Origin of the sequence: Paucibacter sp. KBW04 (genome assembly GCF_003852425.1) — a bacterium.
GTDB lineage: Bacteria > Pseudomonadota > Gammaproteobacteria > Burkholderiales > Burkholderiaceae_C > Paucibacter_A.
In genome coordinates this window covers 186743-206608 of the sequence record NZ_QAJN01000008.1, presented here as the reverse complement: position 1 = coordinate 206608, position 19866 = coordinate 186743, and the positions used below count along the sequence as shown (strand labels likewise).

At 65.4% G+C, this 19866-nt stretch carries 17 protein-coding genes; 11 read left to right on the top strand and 6 right to left on the bottom strand.

The features are described from left to right. Positions 1–6: 6 nt before the first annotated feature. A complete protein-coding gene (locus DBR47_RS10635) occupies positions 7–1116 on the bottom strand; it encodes a hypothetical protein (protein WP_124449736.1) in 1110 nt (369 codons plus the stop codon). Next, complete coding sequence (locus DBR47_RS10630) at positions 1095–1790, bottom strand: peptidylprolyl isomerase (protein ID WP_231512246.1); 696 nt, start codon at positions 1788–1790, stop codon at positions 1095–1097. The genes DBR47_RS10635 and DBR47_RS10630 overlap by 22 nt, the downstream gene beginning before the upstream one ends. 242 nt (positions 1791–2032) lie before the next feature. Between DBR47_RS10630 and DBR47_RS10625 the strand changes: the two genes are divergently transcribed. After that, positions 2033–2512 carry an FKBP-type peptidyl-prolyl cis-trans isomerase gene (locus DBR47_RS10625; protein WP_370454901.1) on the top strand — a complete coding sequence of 160 codons (480 nt, stop codon included), beginning with the start codon at positions 2033–2035 and terminating at the stop codon, positions 2510–2512. A gap of 86 nt (positions 2513–2598) precedes the next feature. On the opposite strand, the gene panC is transcribed toward DBR47_RS10625, so the two are convergent. Continuing rightward, positions 2599–3441, bottom strand: coding sequence for a pantoate--beta-alanine ligase (panC, locus tag DBR47_RS10620; RefSeq protein WP_124449734.1), 843 nt, complete (start codon positions 3439–3441; stop codon positions 2599–2601). Between the two features lie 36 nt (positions 3442–3477). Continuing rightward, positions 3478–4284, bottom strand: a complete 807-nt coding sequence (panB, locus tag DBR47_RS10615) for a 3-methyl-2-oxobutanoate hydroxymethyltransferase (protein ID WP_124449732.1) — start codon at positions 4282–4284, stop codon at positions 3478–3480. 211 nt (positions 4285–4495) lie between these two features. Between panB and DBR47_RS10610 the strand changes: the two genes are divergently transcribed. After that, positions 4496–5419 carry a LysR substrate-binding domain-containing protein gene (locus DBR47_RS10610; protein ID WP_124449730.1) on the top strand — a complete coding sequence of 308 codons (924 nt, stop codon included), beginning with the start codon at positions 4496–4498 and terminating at the stop codon, positions 5417–5419. Positions 5420–5627: 208 nt separating this feature from the next. Further along, positions 5628–6476, top strand: a complete 849-nt coding sequence (locus tag DBR47_RS10605) for a methylated-DNA--[protein]-cysteine S-methyltransferase (protein ID WP_197046990.1) — start codon at positions 5628–5630, stop codon at positions 6474–6476. A 59-nt stretch (positions 6477–6535) separates the two neighbouring features. Here the strand turns inward: DBR47_RS10605 and DBR47_RS10600 are convergent, their stop codons facing one another. Next, positions 6536–6856 (bottom strand): DUF4148 domain-containing protein, encoded by a 321-nt coding sequence (locus tag DBR47_RS10600; RefSeq protein ID WP_197046989.1) that lies wholly within the window; start codon positions 6854–6856, stop codon positions 6536–6538. 338 nt (positions 6857–7194) lie between these two features. On the opposite strand from DBR47_RS10600, the gene katG reads away from it, so the two are divergent. After that, positions 7195–9402, top strand: coding sequence for a catalase/peroxidase HPI (gene katG, locus DBR47_RS10595; RefSeq protein ID WP_124449724.1), 2208 nt, complete (start codon positions 7195–7197; stop codon positions 9400–9402). Positions 9403–9572: 170 nt separating this feature from the next. On the opposite strand, the gene DBR47_RS10590 is transcribed toward katG, so the two are convergent. Continuing rightward, a complete protein-coding gene (locus DBR47_RS10590) occupies positions 9573–10226 on the bottom strand; it encodes a LysE family translocator (protein WP_124449722.1) in 654 nt (217 codons plus the stop codon). 92 nt (positions 10227–10318) lie between these two features. Between DBR47_RS10590 and DBR47_RS10585 the strand changes: the two genes are divergently transcribed. The 7 genes from DBR47_RS10585 (at position 10319) to DBR47_RS10555 (ending at position 19812) form a co-directional block, all read left to right on the top strand. Further along, positions 10319–11326 (top strand): YafY family protein, encoded by a 1008-nt coding sequence (locus tag DBR47_RS10585; RefSeq protein ID WP_231512245.1) that lies wholly within the window; start codon positions 10319–10321, stop codon positions 11324–11326. A gap of 120 nt (positions 11327–11446) precedes the next feature. Continuing rightward, entirely contained in the window at positions 11447–11956 is a 510-nt protein-coding gene (locus DBR47_RS10580; protein ID WP_124449720.1) for a Dps family protein, read from the top strand. Next, positions 11953–13365, top strand: coding sequence for a TolC family protein (locus DBR47_RS10575; protein ID WP_231512244.1), 1413 nt, complete (start codon positions 11953–11955; stop codon positions 13363–13365). Before DBR47_RS10580 ends, DBR47_RS10575 begins: the two co-directional genes overlap by 4 nt. A gap of 20 nt (positions 13366–13385) precedes the next feature. Beyond that, the gene (locus DBR47_RS10570) at positions 13386–14369 is read left to right on the top strand and encodes an HlyD family secretion protein (RefSeq protein WP_231512243.1); all 984 of its coding nucleotides are present in this window, start codon (positions 13386–13388) and stop codon (positions 14367–14369) included. A gap of 7 nt (positions 14370–14376) precedes the next feature. Then, positions 14377–15543, top strand: coding sequence for an ABC transporter permease (locus DBR47_RS10565; protein ID WP_231512242.1), 1167 nt, complete (start codon positions 14377–14379; stop codon positions 15541–15543). A 2-nt stretch (positions 15544–15545) separates the two neighbouring features. Continuing rightward, positions 15546–16706 (top strand): ABC transporter permease, encoded by a 1161-nt coding sequence (locus DBR47_RS10560; protein WP_231512241.1) that lies wholly within the window; start codon positions 15546–15548, stop codon positions 16704–16706. Positions 16707–17163: 457 nt separating this feature from the next. Next, positions 17164–19812 carry a TonB-dependent siderophore receptor gene (locus DBR47_RS10555; protein WP_124449714.1) on the top strand — a complete coding sequence of 883 codons (2649 nt, stop codon included), beginning with the start codon at positions 17164–17166 and terminating at the stop codon, positions 19810–19812. Positions 19813–19866 lie beyond the last annotated feature (54 nt).

Below are 19866 nucleotides of genomic sequence, written 5' to 3'. Positions count from 1 at the left end.
AATGATTTACAGCAGTGCTTCGCTGGCCAAAGCCACCCAAACGCCCCAGCTCAGCAGCCATCGGCCCGCGCGCAAATCGGCCGTGCCGCCGCGAAACACGATGGCCAGCAGCGGGGCCACCAGGCCGAAGAGCAGGAAGAGAGGCGCGGCGCGGGGCGCCAAGGCCCAGGGCCCGGCAAGCAGGGTGAGTAAGAGCGCAAACCAGCTGAGGCCCGCCGGCACCCAGGCCAAGACCATCAAGCGCCAAACCCAGCCCTCGTCCGCCACCGGCAGGCTGTGGCTGGCCATGCGCAAGGGCTCGTAGCAACGCATGGCCAAGCTGTGAACACGCGCGGCAAATCCCATCACCACCAGAGTAAACAAGGCCAAAAACCAGGCGGCATGCAGAGGCCAGGCCCAGGCCAGGGCGAGGCTCAAGCCAGCCAGCAGCAGGCCCTGCAGCTGAGCCACCAGCACCGGCCGCGCAGGCCCCCGCCACAAGGGCAGCCAAAGCAGGACGCGCCAGGTGCTGATGGGCGTGTTCGCGCGCCGCTTGATCGGCGTCTGGACGGCGATGCGGCTTGGCACTTGGGTCTGCACAAGACGGCGCCGATGCGCTTGCATCAGCAACAGGCCCAGGCCGCTGGACAGCAGCAAAGAGATCACAAAGCCCAGGCCAGCCCCCCACCACAAGCCACGCATCCAGGCCGGACTGGCGAGACGCCAGGCCAGCATGGAGCCGGCGGTCAGCAAGATCCAAGGCGTTTGGGCCAGCAGCAGCACGGCCAGATCGGCGCGCCGGATTTGCGCATCTGTCAAAGGCAGGGCTCGCTCTGCTTGCAACCATCGCGTGGGCAGCATCTGCTCGCGCAAGGCCCAGCACAAGAGCAAGGCGGGCAAGGCATGAGCCAGCAGCGCCAGCAAAGCCCGCAGCTCAAGGCCTTGTTGCACGGCCCAGAACAGGGGCAAGGCCGGCAGACCAATGACGGTGCTGAAGTAAGGCAGCGTGACCGCCAAGACCACGAAGAAGAAGCCCCACCAGCGCCGCAGCAAGGCCCGCAACTCGACGGCGCTGCCGCGCACGCGCATGCGGGTCAGGCCCAGCGGCGCAGCGATTACTTCAGTCTTTGCACCCAATAGATCAACACCTCTTGCTGGGGCCGGATGTCGACATCGCTGTAGTAATAGGTGGGCACGGCGTTGATGGCTTGCACCGTAGACATGCCCGAGATCACCCGGCCGAAGACAGTGTAGCCAGAGCGAACGCCTGCGAGGTAGTCGAGGCTGGGGTTGTCGCGGACGTTGATGAAGAACTGGTTGGTGGCGCTATTGGGGTCGGAGCGACGCGCCATGGCCAGGGTGCCGGGCAGATTGGCCAGGCCGTTATTGCTCTCCGAGACGATGGGCGCATAGGTCGGCACAACGGGCACCATGCCACTGGTATAGCCGCCACCCTGGATCACGAAGTCGCGGTCCACCCGGCTGAACAAGGTGTTGCGGTAGGCGCCGTCGGCCACATAGCGCAGAAAGTTGTTAACGGTGATGGGCGCGTAAGGTGTGTAGAGCTCGAACACGATCTCACCGCTGCTGGTGAGCATGCAGACGGTGGAGTAAGCACTCAAGGCGGACTGAGCCAGGCCTTCATTGCTGCAGCTGAGCGTGGGGGGATAGGGCTTGGGATTCGGGACCGGGGACGGTGGTGTCGGCGGGTAAGGCGTGTAGCCATCGTCATAGGCGGCCCCGCCACCGCAAGCGGTCAAGAAGACAGCGAGGGCCGCGGCTGCGGCCGCGCGCATAAAAGTTGGGCGCATGGTGCTGAGTCCTTTTTTCTTATCCCTGAAGGTCTCAGCCCAACGCCAACACTCGCTAGCGCGTTGACCCGGGAAATGAGTCTTACCGCCTGTTACGCGCCCCGGCTTTGAGCGGCCAGCGAACGCGTGCAGGGCCGAGCACGGGAATCAGCTCAATTCGCGCGCAAAATCCGCCACGCCCCGGCTTGCCACAGGGCGGCCACATTCCCCGTCAACCCCACCCACAGGACCCCGAGAAACTCATGAAGATGATCCAGTCAAGCTTTCGCGCATCGGCCATCGCCCTGGCCTTGATTTGCACCGCCGGCCTGAGCGCCTGCGGCGGTGGGGGCGACACGTCGAGCAATTTCCCGGCCGATACCTCGGGCTCCGCCGCCATCACCACCCTGAAGATCACCGACACCCTCGTCGGCACCGGCCCCGTGGCGGCCAAGGATCAAACCGTCAGCGTGCATTACACCGGCTGGCTGTACGACGTGAAGGCCACGGATCAGCGCGGAGCCAAGTTCGACAGCTCGGTGGATCGCGGCACGCCCTTCAGCTTCAAGCTCGGCGCCGGTGAAGTCATCGCCGGCTGGGACCAGGGCGTGGCAGGCATGAAGGTTGGCGGCAAACGCACCTTGCTGATCCCCGCCAGCCTGGCCTACGGCAGCGCGGGCCGTGGCGTCATCCCGCCCAATGCAGCGCTGGTGTTTGACGTCCAGTTGCTGGAAGTCAAGTAAGGGCGAGACGCCCGCTGCCCAGCCGCGTGTAGCGCGTCTGGGCCTTCGTCAGCCCCGCAAAGCCTCCCGGCTTTGCGTGCGCGGACTCAGGCTTCGATATTGTCGATCAGGCGGGTATTGCCTAGCTTGGCCGCGGCCAGCGCGACCACCGGTTGGCCGGCCACGGCCGGGCTCAGATCATGCTGGCGACGCAGGCAGACATAGTCGGGCTGCCAGCCATGTTCACGCAGATGGGCCATGGCCTCGGCTTCCAGCAGAGTCAGGTCTTGCTCGCCGGCGGCCCAGCGGGCCAGCAGGGTCTTGAGCGTGCGGCTCAGGCGCAAGGCCTCTTCGCGCTCGACGTCGCTAAGGTAGCCGTTGCGGGATGAAAGCGCCAAGCCCAGCTCGCTGCGCGTGGTCTCACCGCCCAGGATGGTGATGGGCAGGGCCATCTGGTCCACCATGCGACGCAAGACCATCAGTTGCTGATAGTCCTTCTTGCCGAACACGGCGACGCTGGGCTGCACGATATTGAAGAGCTTGGCCACCACGGTGCAGACGCCGACGAAAAAGCCAGGGCGGAAATGGCCTTCCAAAATATTGGCCAGCTCGTTGGGCGGCTGCACCTTATAGCCCTGGGGCTCAGGGTAGAGCTCTTCTTCGTCGGGCGCGAACACCACATCGCAGCCGGCGCTTTGCAGCAACTCGCAATCGCGCGCCAGGGTGCGGGGATAACGGTCAAAGTCCTCATGCGGCGCGAACTGCAGGCGGTTGACGAAGATGCTGGCCACCACCACCCCGCCCTCCCCTTGCTCGTCCAAGGCGGCGCGAGCCTGGCGCACCAGGCTCAGATGGCCTTCGTGCAGATTGCCCATGGTGGGCACAAAGGCGCGCCGCGGCGTGGGCTGCAAAGTCTGGCGCAGGCCGGCGATGTCGTGGATCAGTTTCATGAAAACAGCAGGGAGGGGAAACAGGGAACGAGATTCTTAGTAGCTATGCAGATCGTTCTGCGGGAAGGTCTGCGCCTTCACCTCGGCCACATAGCGGGCCACGGCGTCTTGCACCGAGCTGGCACCGGCCATGAAGTTCTTGACGAAGCGTGGGCGGCGGCCCGGGGTCACGTCCAGCATATCGTGCAGCACCAGCACCTGGCCGGAGCAGCCCACACCGGCACCGATGCCGATGACCGGGATCTTCAAGGTCTTGGCCAGATCGGCGGCCAAGGGGGCGGGCACCATTTCCAGCACCAGCATCTGAGCGCCAGCCTCGGCCAACTCGATCGCCTGGCGCTTCAGATGGGCGGCGGCCGCGTCGTCGCGGCCCTGCACCTTGAAGCCGCCCAGCATGGTGACGGTTTGCGGGGTCAGGCCCAGGTGGGCGCAGACGGGGATGCCGCGCTCGACCAGAAAGCGCACGACGGGCGCGGTCCAACCGCCGCCTTCCAGCTTGACCATATGCGCGCCGGCCTTGAACAGGGCGGCAGCGCTCTTCCAGGCTTCTTGGGGCGAGGCCTGGTAGCTATCGAAAGGCAGGTCACCGATCACCCAGGCATTTTTGCGGCCACGGGCCACGCAGCGGGTGTGATAGACCATGGCTTCCAAGCTCACCGGCACGGTGCTGGTCTCGCCCTGCAGCACATTGCCCAGGGAGTCGCCGACCAGCAGCACGTCCACACCGGCCTCGTCCAGCAAAGTGGCGAAGGCGGCGTCGTAGCAGGTCAGCATGGCGATCTTGTCGCCGCTGGCATGCATGTCCAACAAGCGTTGGAGCGTCACGGGTTTGCGGTCGGTCATGGGGGCTACCTGGGCTTGGGTTGAGAATCTGTGAAGGACGAGGGCAAGGGCCGGGATTGTCCTTGAACAGCGGCCGCAGTGTAGCCCTGTGGGGCGTTTTGCGCCCTTGCCATGCGGGGCTGGCCCCAGCTGGCGGAGGGCGGACAATATAGGCTTTGCTCCCTATTCAAGTACGCGTTGGGCCAAGCCCACTTCTGAACCAGGCAAGCCTATGACCCTGACCGAGTTGCGTTACATCGTTGCCGTGGCCCGCGAGCGCCATTTCGGCCGTGCGGCCGAGGCCTGCCACGTCTCCCAGCCCACGCTGAGCGTGGCCATCAAGAAGCTGGAAGAAGAGTTGGACGTGAAGATCTTCGAGCGCGGCGCCGCCGAGGTCTCGGTCACGCCGCTGGGGGCGGACATCGTGCGCCAGGCCCAGTCGGTGCTGGAGCAAGCCAGCGCCATCAGAGACATCGCCAAGCGCGGCAAAGACCCGCTGGCCGGCGCCCTGCGCCTGGGCATCATCTACACCATCGGCCCCTATCTGCTGCCGGAGTTGGTCAAACGGGTGATTGAAGACTACCCGCAGATGCCTTTGATGCTGCAGGAGAACTTCACCGTCAAGCTGTTGGAGATGCTGCGCACCGGGGAGCTGGACTGCGCCATCCTGGCTGAGCCCTTCCCGGACACCGGCCTGGCCCTGGCACCGCTCTACGACGAGCCTTTCATGATCGCAGCGCCCAGCACCCATCCCTTTGCCAAGCGTGAGCAGGTCACGGCCGAGGAACTCAAGAGCGAGACCATGTTGCTGCTGGGCGCCGGCCACTGCTTCCGAGACCAGGTGCTGGAGGTCTGCCCCGAGTTCGCCCGCTTCTCCAGCGACGCCGAAGGCATACGCAAGAGCTTTGAAGGCAGCTCGCTGGAAACCATCAAGCACATGGTCGCCTCGGGCATGGGCGTAACGGTGGTGCCGACGCTCAGCGTTCCGAAAGAGCAGCAGCCCCATCTGCGCTTCATCCCCTTCGCCGAACCGGTGCCCACCCGCCGCGTCGTGCTGGCCTGGCGCCGCACCTTCACCCGCTATGAGGCCATCGCCGCCCTGCGCAATGCGGTCTACGCCTGCTCGCTCGAAGGCGCGACCCTGCTCAGCGCCTAAGCCTCTCACCCTCGAAAATGGGGTCAGAGTGAATTTTTCAATTAATTGACTCTGACCCCAATTTAGGGTTTGACCCCAATTTAGGGTTGTTCGAGCAAGACGGCGCAAGAAACGGGTGGGCGGGCCGCTGGGGCCTGCGCAAAATTGGCGCATCGTCTTTGGACCTGTCAGCGAGTGCATCACCATGGCCGAGGCAAGTGTTTCTTCCGTGAATCCCCCATCTACGACGCTCAAGTACCAGCGCATGCAGCGGGCCATCGAGCGCTTGGCGCTGGCGAGCGAGGCACCGGCCTTGCAGGACTTGGCCGATGAAGCCGGTCAGAGCGTGTTTCATTTCCAGCGCAGCTTTGTCAGCATGGCCGGGGTCACGCCCAAGGAGTTCTGCCAGGCCCTGACCCTGGACCGCGCCAAGCAAAGCCTGCTGGCGGCCGAGTCGGTGCTGGAGGCCTCTTTCGCGGCGGGCTTGTCGGGGCCCTCGCGGCTGCACGATTTGTTCATCAGCCTGGAAGGGCTGACGCCGGGCGAGTTCAAGCGGGCCGGGCGCGGCTTGTTGCTGCAATGGACCACGGTCGACACCTTGCTGGGCCCGCTATGGCTGGCGGCCACCTCGCGCGGCATCTTGCGCATGGCCTTTATGCGCGGCGCCACGGCCCAGGCCTTGATGGCCGAGGCAAGCACGGCCCTGCCCGAGGCGCGCTGGCAAGAGGCCAGGCAAGACCTGGCCCCGATTGCCGAGGAAATCGGCCGCCGCCTGGCCGGCGCTGCGCCCAGCCAGCCCCTGGGCCTCTTGATGAGCGGCACACCGCTGCGCCTGAAGGTCTGGCAGGCCTTGCTGAGCATCCCTGAGGGTCAGGTCTTGTCCTACACCCAGCTGGCCCGGCTGGCGGGCGCCCCTCAGGCGGTACGGGCCGTGGCCAGCTGCTTGGCGGCCAACCCGATTGCCTACCTGATCCCCTGCCACCGGGTCATACGCGCCAATGCCGACTTTGGCGAATACCGCTGGGGTCCGCAGACCAAAAAAGCCTTGCTAGGCCTGGAGCTGGCGCGCGCGGGTTAGCACTCGCTCGGCACCCTGCCCTTGAAATCGGGCCAGACGCCGCCAACTGCTTTCTACGATTACTGCGGGCTGGGGCTCTTGCCACCGGCCTTGGCCTGCGCATTGTTGAGCGCGGCCAGACGGATCTCTTCACGCTGCTTGGCCTCGGCTCGGCGCTGCGTGGTGAAGGGATCGACCTCATTCTCGGCTTGCAACATGCCTTCAGCACGCGCCTTGACCAAGTCCGCGATGACCTCGGCGCGTGTGCGCTCGGCCGTGGCTTGAACGGCATCGGCCGCCAAGGCCGGCGCGGCCAGCGCGCCCCACAGGCCCAGGCTCAGCGCCACGGCGGCCAGGGGCTTGAAAGAAACGAAGGACAGGGATTGACGATTGGCTTGCATGATTTGAGACTCCTGACGATTGATGGGTACATCGGGTTGGCCCGATGTGCTCAATGTCCGCAAGTCCTTCATCCAGGACCACAGTCTTGCGACTGAACCCTGTCGCGACGTCGCGAAACAGCGGGCTCACGGCGCCAAGCGTTGGGCCGGCTGCCGAGCAAGAGACGAGAAATCAGGCGTCTTTGCAAATTGCTATCGCGATAGTTAATTCAATTGAATTGCGCTATTCAAGGTCAAAACCTAAGCTAGCGTCTATGTCAGCCCGGCTGGCCCACCCCGGTTGAAGTCGCTCACCCAGCCCAGCCTGGATGAGCCCCCAACCTCAAAGGAGAAAAGCGATGTCCACCGAAGCCAAGTGCCCCTTCAATCATTCCGCCGCCGCCAGCGCCAGCGCCGCCCTGGCCAAATCCAGCCGCGACTGGTGGCCCCAACAAATGAAGCTGGGCGTGCTGCATCAGCACTCCGCCCTGTCCGACCCGCTGGACCCCGGCTTCGACTACGCCCAAGCCTTCAAGCGCCTGGACCTGGCCGCCCTGAAGAAGGACTTGCACGCCTTGATGACGGACTCGCAAGACTGGTGGCCGGCCGACTTCGGTCACTACGGCCCCTTGTTCGTGCGCATGGCCTGGCACAGCGCCGGCACCTATCGCACAGGTGATGGCCGTGGCGGTGCAGGCGGCGGGCAACAGCGTTTTGCGCCCCTGAACAGCTGGCCCGACAACGTCAACCTCGACAAGGCGCGCCGCCTGCTCTGGCCCATCAAGCAGAAGTACGGCCAAAGCATCTCCTGGGCCGATCTGATGATCCTGACCGGCAACGTCGCGCTGGAATCCATGGGCTTCAAGACCTTCGGCTTTGCCGGTGGCCGCGCCGACACCTGGGAGCCGCAGGAAGACGTGTACTGGGGTTCCGAGACCACCTGGCTGGCGGACGACAAGCGCTACAGCGCCGAGGCGAAAGAGCGCGAGCTGGAGAACCCCCTGGCCGCCGTGCAGATGGGTCTGATCTATGTGAACCCCGAAGGCCCGGCCGGCAACCCTGACCCCCTGGCCGCCGCCCAAGACATCCGCGAAACCTTTGCCCGCATGGCCATGGACGACGAAGAAACCGTCGCCCTGATCGCCGGTGGCCACACCTTCGGCAAGACCCATGGTGCAGCCGACGCCAAGCATGTGGGCGCCGAGCCCGAGGCCGCCGGCATGGAAAGCCAGGGCCTGGGCTGGCACAACAGCTTCGGCTCCGGCAAGGGTGCCGACGCCATCGGCAGCGGCCTGGAAGTGACCTGGACGACGACGCCCACGGCCTGGAGCAATAACTTCTTCGAGAACCTGTTCGGCTATGAATGGGAGCTGACCAAGAGCCCCGCCGGTGCGCATCAGTGGGTGGCCAAAAACGCGCAGGCAACGGTTCCCGATGCGTTTGACGCGAGCAAGCGGCAACTGCCCACCATGCTGACCACCGACTTGTCGCTGCGTGTGGACCCGGCTTACGAAAAGATCTCGCGCCGCTTCCTGGCCCACCCGGATCAATTCGCCGATGCCTTTGCCCGCGCCTGGTTCAAGCTGACCCACCGCGATATGGGCCCGCGCAGCCGCTATCTGGGCCCCGAGGTGCCGGCCGAAGAACTGATCTGGCAAGACCCCATCCCGGCCCTGAACCACGAGCTGGTGGACGCGCAAGACATCGCGGGCCTGAAGACCAAGATCGCCGCCTCCGGTTTGACCATCGCGCAACTGGTGGGCACCGCCTGGGCCTCGGCCTCCACCTTCCGCAGCTCCGACAAGCGCGGGGGCGCCAACGGTGCGCGCATCCGCCTGGCGCCGCAAAAGGACTGGGCGGTCAACCAGCCCGAACAGCTGGCCAGCGTGCTGAAGGTGCTCGAAAGCATTCAGGCCGAGTTCAATCAAGCGCAGGCGGGTGGCAAAAAGGCCGTGTCGCTGGCCGACTTGATCGTGCTGGCCGGCGGCGTCGGCATCGAGCTGGCTGCGCAGAAGAGCGGCCAAAGCATCAGCGTGCCCTTCACACCGGGCCGCATGGACGCCTCGCAGGCGCAGACCGATGTGAGCTCCTTCGCCGTGCTGGAGCCGGTGGCCGATGGCTTCCGCAACTATCTCAAGCCCGGCATTGCGGTGCCGGCCGAGGCCTTCTTGATCGACAAGGCCCAGTTGCTGAGCCTGACGGCGCCCGAGCTGACGGTCTTGGTCGGCGGCCTGCGGGTGCTGAATATTGGCGTGGCTGGCTCTACCCAAGGTCTGCTGACCCAGCGGCCGGAGACGCTCAGCAATGACTTCTTCGTCCATCTGCTGGACATGGGAACGCAGTGGAAGTCGAGCTCGGCCGCGCAAGACGTCTTCGAGGGCCGCGACCGCAAGACGGGTGCGCTGAAGTGGACGGGCACGCGCGCCGATCTGGTCTTCGGCTCCAACGCCCAGCTGCGCGCCCTGGCCGAGGTCTATGGCAGCGCAGATGCGCAGGCCAAGTTCGTCAATGACTTCGTGGCCGCCTGGGTCAAGGTCATGAACCTGGACCGCTTCGATCTGGCTTGATCCGCTAGGCATCCATGGGGCGGGTAAAAGCCCGTCCCCTTTTCATTCAAGGAGTCACCATGTTCAACAAACCACGCCAATTTCTAGGCCTGGCCATCAACCTCAGCGGTGCCGCCCTGGGCGCGCAATTCATCGTGGACTGGATGCGGCATAGCGCGAGCTGAGCTCGCTCACGCCCAGGCCTTCCACAGCGTCAGCGCGGCCGCGACCATCAGCAAAGCCCCGACGGCCCGCGTCATCCAGCCCGCCCGCCGCCCTTCGCCGCCCAGCCATTGGCGCGCCCCCACGGTGGCCGCCGCCACTCCGCCGTAAACCACGATTTGGTTGGCCGCGATGATGCTCGCCAACAAGATGGCCTGCGCCGCCACGCCACGCTCGGGCACCTGCAGATAGGCAGGAAACACGGCCAGCATGAAGGCGTAGGCCTTGGGATTGAGCAGGCAGTTCAGCACACCACGGCGGAACACCAGCGCAAGCGTGGGCAAGGCCGAGAGCTGCGATGCCTGGGCCCCGGGCTGAGGCGCACTCGCGGCCTCCAGCGGCAATCGCCACATGCTCCAGCCTATCCAGGCCATATAGGCCGAGCCGGCCACCAGCAAGACCTGAAAGGCGCCGGGCCACAACATCAGCAAGGCGGCAAGGCCGGTGACATTGACGATCACATGGATCAGCCCGCCCGCCACCACGCCGGCCGTGGCCGCCACCCCACCCCGCCAACCCCGCGCGCTGGCACTGCCGGCCACAAAAGCCATGTCCAGGCCCGGCAAGGCGATGACGCCAAGGGTGAGTGCAAAAAACATCCAGAGGCTGTTGGCGTGTTCCATGATTTCAAGTCTTCTCATTGTTTGGCTTGAACGCAGTCTAGAAGCGATATAGGACAAAATCGGTCCTGTATCGATGCGCTGAGAGTCTGCCCGTGTCCCAAGCCACCAAACCCACCAGCCGCGTGCTGGCCATGCTGGAGCTTTTGCAGTCCAACAAGCAGCTCTCTGGCGCGGAGCTAGCACTGGCCTGCGAGGTGGACCGGCGCAGCGTGCGCCGCTACATCGCCCACTTGCAAGAGCTGGGTGTGCCGGTGCAGGCCCAGCGCGGCCGTGACGGTGGCTACAGCCTGCGCCCCGGCCACAAGCTGCCACCCATGATGTTCAGCAAGGACGAGACCCTGGCCTTGGCCATGGGTTTGCGCGCCGCCCGCGAGCTGGGCCTGAACGGCATCCTGCCCGCCCTGGCCAGCGCCCAGGCCAAGCTGGAGCGGGTCAGCCCCAAGGCCTTGCAACGCCGGCTGCGCGATGTGGTGGAGGCGGTAGCCCTGACACCCGGCCAGAAGTCGATGCCAAGCAGCTTGCTGACCGAGCATCTGCCCGCCCTCAGCACGGCCGCTCGCGCCCAGCAGCGGGTGCGCCTGCGCTACCGCAGCGGCGCGCAAGAGCCGGTGTCCGAGGACAGGGAGGTCGATGTCTACGGCCTGGCTTTCCGGGGCGGCCATTGGTATGCCGTCGGGTATTGCCATCTGCGCCAGGCCTTGCGCTGTTTTCGTCTGGACCGGGTGGAAGCGGTCGAAGCCCGCCCAGCCAGCTTTTTGCGCCCCGCCGGTTTTGATGTGCTGGCCCATCTGAGCCAGGCCATCGCCACCCTGCCCCGCGCCCACACGGTGCGCCTGAGCCTGCACACCGACATCGCCACGGCACGCGCCCATCTCGCGCCCGAGCTGGGTCTGTTGAGCCCCTCGCCTCAAGGCTGCCGGCTGGACGCACAAATCGATGACCTGAGCGCCATGGCGCGTGAGATCGCGGGCTGGCCTTTTGCCTGCACCATCCACAAGCCCAATGCCTTGAGGGAAGCCTTGATGGGCTTGGCGCAAAGGCTCCAGAAAATGGCCGCCACGGGTGGCCAGACCGCCGCAAAGAGCCGCTCCCCTAACTAAGGTCACAAACTCCCTATGAGCCTGGTCTATGCTGCGAGGGTGAGTTCGCGCCCCGAAGGGTTCAAGCCCTGCCGGAGCCTGACGAGCCCAAACCCAGCCAACGATACTTTGGAGCAGCCCATGGCAAAGAAACCGAGTCCCGCCAAATCTTCTGGCCCGGCCATCAATATCGGCATCTCTGAAAAAGACCGCGCATCCATAGCCGCCGGCCTCTCGCGCCTGCTGGCTGACACCTACACCCTCTACCTGACCACGCACAACTTCCACTGGAATGTGACGGGGCCCATGTTCAACACCTTGCACGCCATGTTCATGGCCCAGTACACCGAGCTGTGGAATGCGGTGGACCCGATCGCCGAGCGCATCCGCTCCCTGGGCCATGTGGCACCGGGCTCTTACGCCCAGTTCGCCCAGCTCAGCTCCCTGCCCGACGCACCCGCCACGCCGCCCAAGGCTTTGGAGATGGTGCGCATCCTGGTCGAAGGCCATGAGGCCGTGGCCCGCACGGCGCGCAGCCTCTTCCCCGCCGTCGACAAGGCCTCGGACGAGCCCAGCGCCGATCTGCTGACTCAGCGCTTGACCGTGCATGAACAGACGGCCTGGATGCTCAGAAGTCTTCTGGAAGAATGAACCGAGGACGCCGCCTGAAGCCTTTGGCGCTGCTGCTGGCTTGTGCCCTAAGTGCGGGCGCCAGCGCCGAGGAGATGCCGCAAGGCGCTCGCCTGAGCTGGGAGGAGGCCCTGCAGCGCTTGCAGCAGGGCTCCGACCAATTGGGTGGCGCGCGTGCGCAGCTGGCCCAGCGCCAGGCGCAGTCCGAGGGCATTGCCAATCTGGGCGGGCCGGTGGTCAGCGTGTTTGGCCTGGCCTACAGCTACAAGGCCAGCCTGGACCTCAATCTGGACCCGCTCAACCAAGGCCTGGGCAGCGTCATCGGCATGCTGCCGCCCTCCATCATTGGCGCCTTGCCGGCCCTGCCCCAGCTGCCCTCCAGCTACACGCTGGAGCGCAGCAATAGCAATCAAACCGCCATCCTCAACGCCATCTGGCCCATTTATGTGGGCGGTGCGGCGGATGCGGCGCGGGCGCTCTCCAAGGCTCAGGGCGATGAGGCGCAGGCCGATCTGGGCCATGTGGAAGACGAGGCCGTGGGTGTGTTGGCCCAGCGCTATTTCCAGACCCAGCTGGCCCGGCGTGCTGCCGATCTGCGCGAGGCCGTCGCCAGCGGCGTGGCCGAGCATGATGCGGCGGTGGAGAAGATGCTCAAGGCCGGCGTGGTCTCGCAGCTGGAACGCCTGCAGGCCCGCGCCGCCCTGGAAGATGCCCGCCACCAGGCCCGCAAGGCCCGCAGCGATGCGGAGTTAGCCGCCCTGGCCCTGGCGCGCAGCGTCAAGCTGGAGGGCGCAGCCCCTCTGCCCAGCACGCCGCTGGCCCTCAGCAGCCAGGCCTTGCCGCCCCTGCCCGAATTCATCAACGAGGCCCTGGCCCATCACCCCGGCCTGGCCAAGGTGACGGCCAAGCGCAGCCAGGCCGAGCAACTGAAGGCGGCCTCCAAGGCGCTCAACAAGCCCCAGGTCTTCGCCTTCGGCCAGACCAATCTCACGCACAACCGCGACTGGGTGGCCGGCCTGGGCGTGCGGGTCAATCTTTGGGATTCGCTGGACCACGAGGCCCTGGACCGGGCCCATGCCAGCCAGATCGCGCAGGTGGATGCGGCCGATGCCCAAGCCCGCAGCGACATCGCCCTGCTGGTGGAAAAGCAATGGCGCAGCGCCGAGCGCGCGCGTGAGCAATACCTGAGCCTGGCCACGCAAGATGAGCTAGGCCGCGAGCTGGTGCGCCTGCGCGAAGCCGGTCTGCGCCAGGGAACCAGCACCGCACTGGACCTGATCGACGCCGAGCTCAATCTGGCCAAGCTGCGCACCGAGCGCGCCCAGGTGGCTTACGACTATGTGATGGCCTTGACGGGCCTGCTGCAGGCCAGCGGCCAGATCCATCGCCTGGGTGAGTACCTGGCGCGGGCGGATCTGCGGGTCGAATGAGGTCGGAGGACAAGAATTCCATGAAAAGAAAAGCAAGCCAGTTCGTCGCCCCCCTCCTGCTGCTGGGCCTGGGTGCCTGGGGCGTCTATGCCCTGCTGCAGGGCGGCCGCGAGCCACCTCAGCAGCTGCAAGGCATGATGGAAGCGCAAGAGACCGACGTGGCTCCGAAGCTGACCGGCCGCATCGCCGAGCTGCTGGTCCATGAGGGCCAGAAGATCAGCGCCGGCACCCTGCTGCTGCGCATTGACAGCCCCGAGGTGGCCGCCAAGATGGCCCAGGCCAGCAATGCCGAGGCGGCTGCCGCGGCCGTGGCCCTGAAGGCAAAGAACGGCGCCCGGCCCGAAGAGATCCGCATGGCGCAGAGCAATTACGAGCGCGCCCGGGTCGGCGCCGAGCTGGCCAAAAAGAGTTTCGAGCGGGTCGACAGCCTCTACAAAGACGGCCTGGTGGCCCTGCAGAAACGCGATGAAGCCGAGGCCAATTGGCGCGCCTCCCAAGGCCTGGCCGATGCCGCCAAGGCCCAAGCCGAGATGGCCCGCGCCGGTGCCCGCAGCGAGGACCAGGCCGCCGCTTCCGCCCAGGCCCGCCAGGTGGCCGGCGTGGTGCAAGAGGTGGAAAGCGCCCGCGCCGAGACCGAGCTGAAGAGCCCGGTGGCCGGCGAGGTGGCCAAGCTATTGGCCAAGCAAGGTGAGCTTTCACCCGCCGGTGTGCCGGTGGTGACGGTGGTGGACCTGCAAAACCAATGGGCTTTGTTCAATGTGCGCGAAGACCAGCTGAGCCGCTTTGCCATCGGCAAGGAGTTCGAGGCCAAGCTGCCCGCGCTGGCCAACCGCATCGTGCGCTTCAAGGTCACGGCCAGCCAGGCCCTGCCCGACTTCGCCACCTGGCGCGCCACCCGCTCCAACCAGGGCTATGACGTGCGCACTTTCGAGATCAAGGCCAAGCCCTTGCAAGCTGTTGCCGAGGCGCGCCCCGGCATGAGCGTCTTGGTCCAACTGCCCTGAGTTCCACGTGAAACCTTGGGGTGATGGCCTGCGGCGCGAGCTGCGCCTGCTGTGGCAGCGGCAGTTTGATCTGGCCATGCTCACTTGGGTGCCGCTGCTGCTGGGTCTGATGATGATCTGGAGCTTTGCGGCGGGCCTGCCCACGCGTCTGCCCATAGGCGTGCTGGACGGCGATCACAGCGGGCTCTCGCGCCAGCTGCAGCGCATGCTGGATGCCGCTCCGGGTCTGCGCATCGCCGCCCAGTACAGCGATGAGCAGGCCTTGCAGCGCAGCCTGCGGGCCGGCGAGGTTTATGCCGCCCTGATCATCCCGCCCGAGTTGGCGCGCGACATCAAGCGTGGCCAGGCGGGTCAGCTCGCCCTGCTGCACAACGCGCAGTTTTCCACCCACTCCGGTCTGATCCAGAAAGATGTGCGCACCGTGGTGGGCACCTTGTCGGCCGGCATCGAGCTGACGGCGCGCAACAAGCGCGGCCAAAGCCCGCAGGCCGCCAAGCAAGCGTTCGAGCCCATGCGGGCCAGCCTGGGCGCGCTCTACAACGGCGCGCTCAACTACCAACAATTCCTGGCCACCGCCCTGATTCCGGCCCTGCTGCATCTGCTGGCCATGGTGGCCGGCGGCTGGACGGTGGGCCGCGAGCTGCGCGATGCCACGGCGCCCGATTGGCTGGCGGCCAGCGGGGGTCAGGTCTTGCCTGCCTTGCTGGCCAAGCTGCTGCCGGCCTGGGCGCTGCTCAACGCCGTCAACCTCGTCTTCTGGCTGATCTTCGCCCGCCTGGGCCTGGTGCCCGAAGGCACGCTGGCGCCCTTGCTGGCCCTGCACGCTTTGATGATCGCGCTCTACCTCGCCCTGGGCGCGGCGATTGCCCTGGCCGGCCGCTCCCTGCGCCTAGTGTTGTCGGCGGCGGGCTTCATCACCGCGCCCGCCTTTGCCTACTCGGGGCTGGCCTTTCCCTTGATGGCCATGCCCGAGGGTGCCCGCTTGTGGGCCCAAGCCCTGCCCTTCACCTGGACCCTGCAGGGCCAGATGGGCTTGCTGCAAATGGGCCAGGGCGCCGCCGCCTTGCAGCCCCTGCTGGGCGGCCTGCTGCTGGCCACCCTGGGTCTGCTGGCGGCCAGCTGGGGCCTGGCTTCGCGGGTCGCGCTCGATCCCAAGAGCTGGGGGCGGCGTTGATGATGGCTCCAAACAAATCCTGGCTGGGCTGGCTGGGCAGCACCCTACTGGCGGCCCTGCGCGACCAAGGCGCTTTGCTCTTGCTGGTGGCCGCGCCCATCATCTACTCCTTCTTCTACCCCTGGCCCTACAGCACCCAGGCCTTGCAGCGGGTGCCGGTGGCCATCGTGGACCTGGACCACAGCAATCTGAGCCGCCAGATCAGCCGCTTCGCCCAGGCCAGCCCACGCCTGCAGCTGCGACTGGTCAGCGGCGACGAGGCCGAGGTGCAAGCGCTGATGGCCAGGCGCGAGATCGAGGGCTATCTCGTCCTGCCCACCCAACTCAAGCGCGATGTGGCGCGCGGCCAGGGTGTGGTTCTGCCGGTGCTGGCCAATGGCGCTTACTTTCTGACCAATAAGGTGGTGCTCAGCGGCTTTGGCGAGGTGCTGGGCACGGTCTCGGCCGGGGTAGAGCTCAAGCAATTGCAGGCCCGCGGCCAGCCGCCCCTGCAGGCCGCGCAAAGCCGCAGCCCGCTGAATGTGCAGCTGCTGCCGCTCTACAACCTCAGCGAGGGCTATGGCAGCTATGTGGTGCCCGCCGTGGCGGTGCTGATCATCCAGCAGCTGCTGCTGATCGGCACGGCGCTGTGGGTCGGCACTTGGTTCGAGAAGCCGCGCGCAGACAAGAGCGCCGATTCGCTCTGGGCCTGGTCGGCCCGCACCACGGCATTTGCCCTCTTCGGCCTGCTCTCGGCCGGCTGGTTCTTTGGCCTGATGTTCCCCTTTCTGGGCTATGCCCACGGCGGCAATCCTTTGGGCACGGCCCTGCTCTTGCTGCCTTTTTGCTGGGGCGTGGCAGCCCTGGGCGTGGCCTTGGGTGCCCTCTTCGCCGACCGCGAGCGGGCCATGCAAGCCCTGCTCTGCACCTCCTTGCCCATCGCCTTTTTGGCCGGCTTTTCCTGGCCGCGTGAATCCCTGCCGGCCGCCTTGCAAGGCCTGGGCGAGGCGATCCCCGCCGTCGTCGGCATCCAGGCCTTTGTGCGCCTGAACCAGATGGGGGCGCCGCTGCAAGCCGTGGCCCCCTACGGCTGGGCCCTGCTGGCCCAGGCCCTGGCCTTCAGCCTGCTGGCGGCCTGGGCGCTGCAGCGGCGACGCAAGGCTGCGGCGGCTCAGATCGCTTAGTCCGGGCTCGGCCCGACCGGGCCTGGCCTCAAGCGCGCCTGGACCACAAACACCTCAATAGCGAATGGAAAACGCAACAGTTGCGAAGCTGCGTGCGAGGAATAGACCATCCGTGAAAACCCGATGTGTGAGGAAATTACAAAAATACATGCAGAAGTCATGGTGTTGAACACACTTACCCATTACTTACGGCTATCTCGGCGAAAAACAAGCGATTGCAGCGCAATATCCTCAGTAGTTACCCTTAAAACGCATGGGGTTCCGCCTCTTAGTCTTGCGCCTCGCAGCTCCACGCAGCTAAGCGCCGAACAGCCCAGCTGAGGCCGGCGGATTGACCCGACTTGCGCCAGACATGGCGACAGCAGGGCGCGGAATCCCCTTCCAGAAATCGATCCCAAGCCATGCCCAGGTCGGTGCGCAAGGACTGCATTTCGTCATCGTTCTCTGAGATTTCTGCATGTCCACTCCCCGTATCCCCTCCACCGGACTGGCCCTGGCACTCATCAGCGCCGGCCTTCTGAGCCCCCTGGCACACGCACAGCAAGAACCCCAGCAACTCGAACGCGTCGAGGTCGTGGGCTCCAATATCAAGCGCATCTCGGCCGAAGGCCCGCTGGCGATTGAAGTGGTCAAGCGCGACGCCATCGAAGCCAGCGGCAAGGCCACCGTGGCCGATCTGCTGAACGATATGAGCTCGGTCACCAGCCTGGACAAGGGCGATAACGGCAGCTCCTTTGCCGCCGGCGCCGCCAATGTGGGCCTGCGCAATATGGGCGCCAAGAATGTGCTGATCTTGCTGAACGGCCGCCGTGTGGCCAACTTCGGCTATTCCGCCGGCCTGTCGGAAAGCGCGGTGGACCTGAACACCTTGCCGCTGAACGCCATCGAATCCATCGAAATCCTGCGTGACGGCGCCTCCGCCATCTACGGCTCGGACGCCGTGGCCGGCGTGATCAATTTCAAGACGCGCCAGAACTTCAAGGGTCTGGACGGCAGCCTGAGCTACGCCGCCAACCAAGCCGGCGATGCCGGCACCACCACCGCCGGCCTGACCGGTGGCGTGGGCGACCTGACCCGCGACCGCTACAACCTGCTGTTCAACCTCGACCTGTTCAAGATGAACAAGACCGAGCTGGGCCTGCACGAGTGGAGCAAGAGCAATGATCTGCGCCCCTTCGGAGGCCGTGACAACCGCGCCAGCAATCGCGGCCCCGGCAGCTACGAGATCCGCAACTCCACCGCCGCCAACACCCGTTTTGCCATGCCGGGCTGCCCCAAGGAGCAGATCGGCATCGATGACAAGGGCGCAGAGTACTGCTACACCGACCTGGCCGCAGGCGACATGGCCGGCCCGGCCCTGGAGCGCGTCAATCTGTCGGTGCTGGGCAAGGCCTTGATCAACGAGAACCTGGAGCTGTTCGGCGAGTTGGGTCTGTCGCGCAACACCGCCGACTGGGACAAGGGCTTCTCCTCCATCGCTTACGAGACCAAGAACTTCATCCAGCCGGGCTGGGCCACTTGGCGTGAAGACCTCGGCACCATTACTTTGAACGATGGCACCAAAGCCAAGTCCCCCCTGGCCGTGTTCCGCGCCATTGAGGAAGCCGGCCAGGTCAACTCCAAGCAGCTGTCCAACTCCATGCGCGCCCTGGGTGGCGCTCGCGGCGTGTTCGGCAACTGGGACTGGGAATCTGCCGCTCTGTACAGCAGCAACAAGGTCAGCACCGACGAAACCAACCGTCTGAAGTCGGCCGCCATTGTTGAGGCGCTCAAGACCGGCAGCTACAACCCCTGGATCGCCGCCAACTCGCAAGACAAGGTGCGGCCCCTGATGACCAGCACCCATCGCGAAGCCAAGACCACGCTGAGCGTGGTGGACTTCAAGATGAGCCATGGCGAGCTGTTCACCCTGGGCGGCCCGGTGGGCTTCGCCTGGGGCGTGCAAGCCATGCGCGACACCCTGAAGGACACGCCCGATGGCCAAGTGATCCGCAAGGAAATCGAAGGCCTGGGCGGCACCGGCGCCGATGGCTCGCGCCGCACCGTGTCGGCCTATGGTGAATTCAATCTGCAACCCATCAAGCAGATCGAGATCCAGGCCGCCCTGCGCCACGACCAGTACAACGACTTCGGCGGCACCACCAACCCCAAGCTGGCCATCGCCTTCCGGCCCAGCAAAGAAGTCCTGATCCGCGGTAACTTCAACACCGCTTTCAAGGCCCCCTCGCTGCCCGAGATGTATATGTCGGAATCCAGGGCCTACACCACGGTGGCCGACTGGGTGCGTTGCAAGCCCCTGGGCTATGACGTGAAGTCCTGCAAGTACAGCCCCGAATTGAAAATTCTGGCCAACCCGGAGCTCAAGCCCGAACGCACCAAGATCTTCGCCCTGGGTCTGGCTCTGCAGCCGACCTCCGATCTGTTCGCCAGCTTTGACGTCTACCGCCTGGAACAGAAGGACACCATCTCCATCCTGAACGCCCAGTACCTGCTGGACAACGAGTTCACGGTGGACGGCTTCAAGGACATGGTGATTCGTGACCCGCGCAACCCAGCGCTGGAAGCGGCCAATCCCGGCCTGAAGGATGGCCGACTGAAGGGCTTGGTGACGCCTTATCGCAATGTGGGCCGCATCGAGACCAGCGGTATCGACATCGCCCTGAAGGCCCGCGTCAAGCTGCCCTTCGGCGTCTTGAGGGCCGAGAGCCAGCACAACCACACCTTCAGCTACAAGCAGTCGGATGTGGAAGGCACTCCGCTCTCCAGCCGTCTGAATGGTTACGAGCGTCCGAACTGGAAGAACGTCACCTTCTTCAGCCTGAAGACCGGTGACCTGGAAAGCGTGCTCACCGCCATCACCAAGGCCGGCGTGCTGAACTATGACGATCCCTCGCAAGCACCTGCCGGCACCGAGATCGACAAGATCGGCGCCTACACCAGCTGGAATCTGGGCGCCATCTATCAGCTGGGCAAGAAGACCAAGCTGAACGCCCAGGTGGTGAATGTGTTTGACGCGACGCCGCGTTTCTCCAGCCACTACAACAACTTCCTGGACAGCGAAAACGGCCGCGGCTTCAGCCTGAAGCTGGAGCACAAGTTCTTCTGATCGCAAGAAGCGTCAAGTCGAGCGCGGGCCGCTAGCCCGCGCAGCACAAGCCCC

Bases quoted from the DNA above. Each gene is read 5' to 3' on its own strand.
- DBR47_RS10630 (WP_231512246.1), bottom strand. From the start codon at position 1,790: ATGCGCCCAACTTTTATGCGCGCGGCCGCAGCCGCGGCCCTCGCTGTC.
- DBR47_RS10625 (WP_370454901.1), top strand. From the start codon at position 2,033: ATGAAGATGATCCAGTCAAGCTTTCGCGCATCGGCCATCGCCCTGGCC.
- panC (WP_124449734.1), bottom strand. From the start codon at position 3,441: ATGAAACTGATCCACGACATCGCCGGCCTGCGCCAGACTTTGCAGCCC.
- panB (WP_124449732.1), bottom strand. From the start codon at position 4,284: ATGACCGACCGCAAACCCGTGACGCTCCAACGCTTGTTGGACATGCAT.
- DBR47_RS10610 (WP_124449730.1), top strand. From the start codon at position 4,496: ATGACCCTGACCGAGTTGCGTTACATCGTTGCCGTGGCCCGCGAGCGC.
- DBR47_RS10600 (WP_197046989.1), bottom strand. From the start codon at position 6,856: ATGCAAGCCAATCGTCAATCCCTGTCCTTCGTTTCTTTCAAGCCCCTG.
- katG (WP_124449724.1), top strand. From the start codon at position 7,195: ATGTCCACCGAAGCCAAGTGCCCCTTCAATCATTCCGCCGCCGCCAGC.
- DBR47_RS10590 (WP_124449722.1), bottom strand. From the start codon at position 10,226: ATGGAACACGCCAACAGCCTCTGGATGTTTTTTGCACTCACCCTTGGC.
- DBR47_RS10580 (WP_124449720.1), top strand. From the start codon at position 11,447: ATGGCAAAGAAACCGAGTCCCGCCAAATCTTCTGGCCCGGCCATCAAT.
- DBR47_RS10575 (WP_231512244.1), top strand. From the start codon at position 11,953: ATGAACCGAGGACGCCGCCTGAAGCCTTTGGCGCTGCTGCTGGCTTGT.
- DBR47_RS10570 (WP_231512243.1), top strand. From the start codon at position 13,386: ATGAAAAGAAAAGCAAGCCAGTTCGTCGCCCCCCTCCTGCTGCTGGGC.
- DBR47_RS10560 (WP_231512241.1), top strand. From the start codon at position 15,546: ATGGCTCCAAACAAATCCTGGCTGGGCTGGCTGGGCAGCACCCTACTG.
- DBR47_RS10555 (WP_124449714.1), top strand. From the start codon at position 17,164: ATGTCCACTCCCCGTATCCCCTCCACCGGACTGGCCCTGGCACTCATC.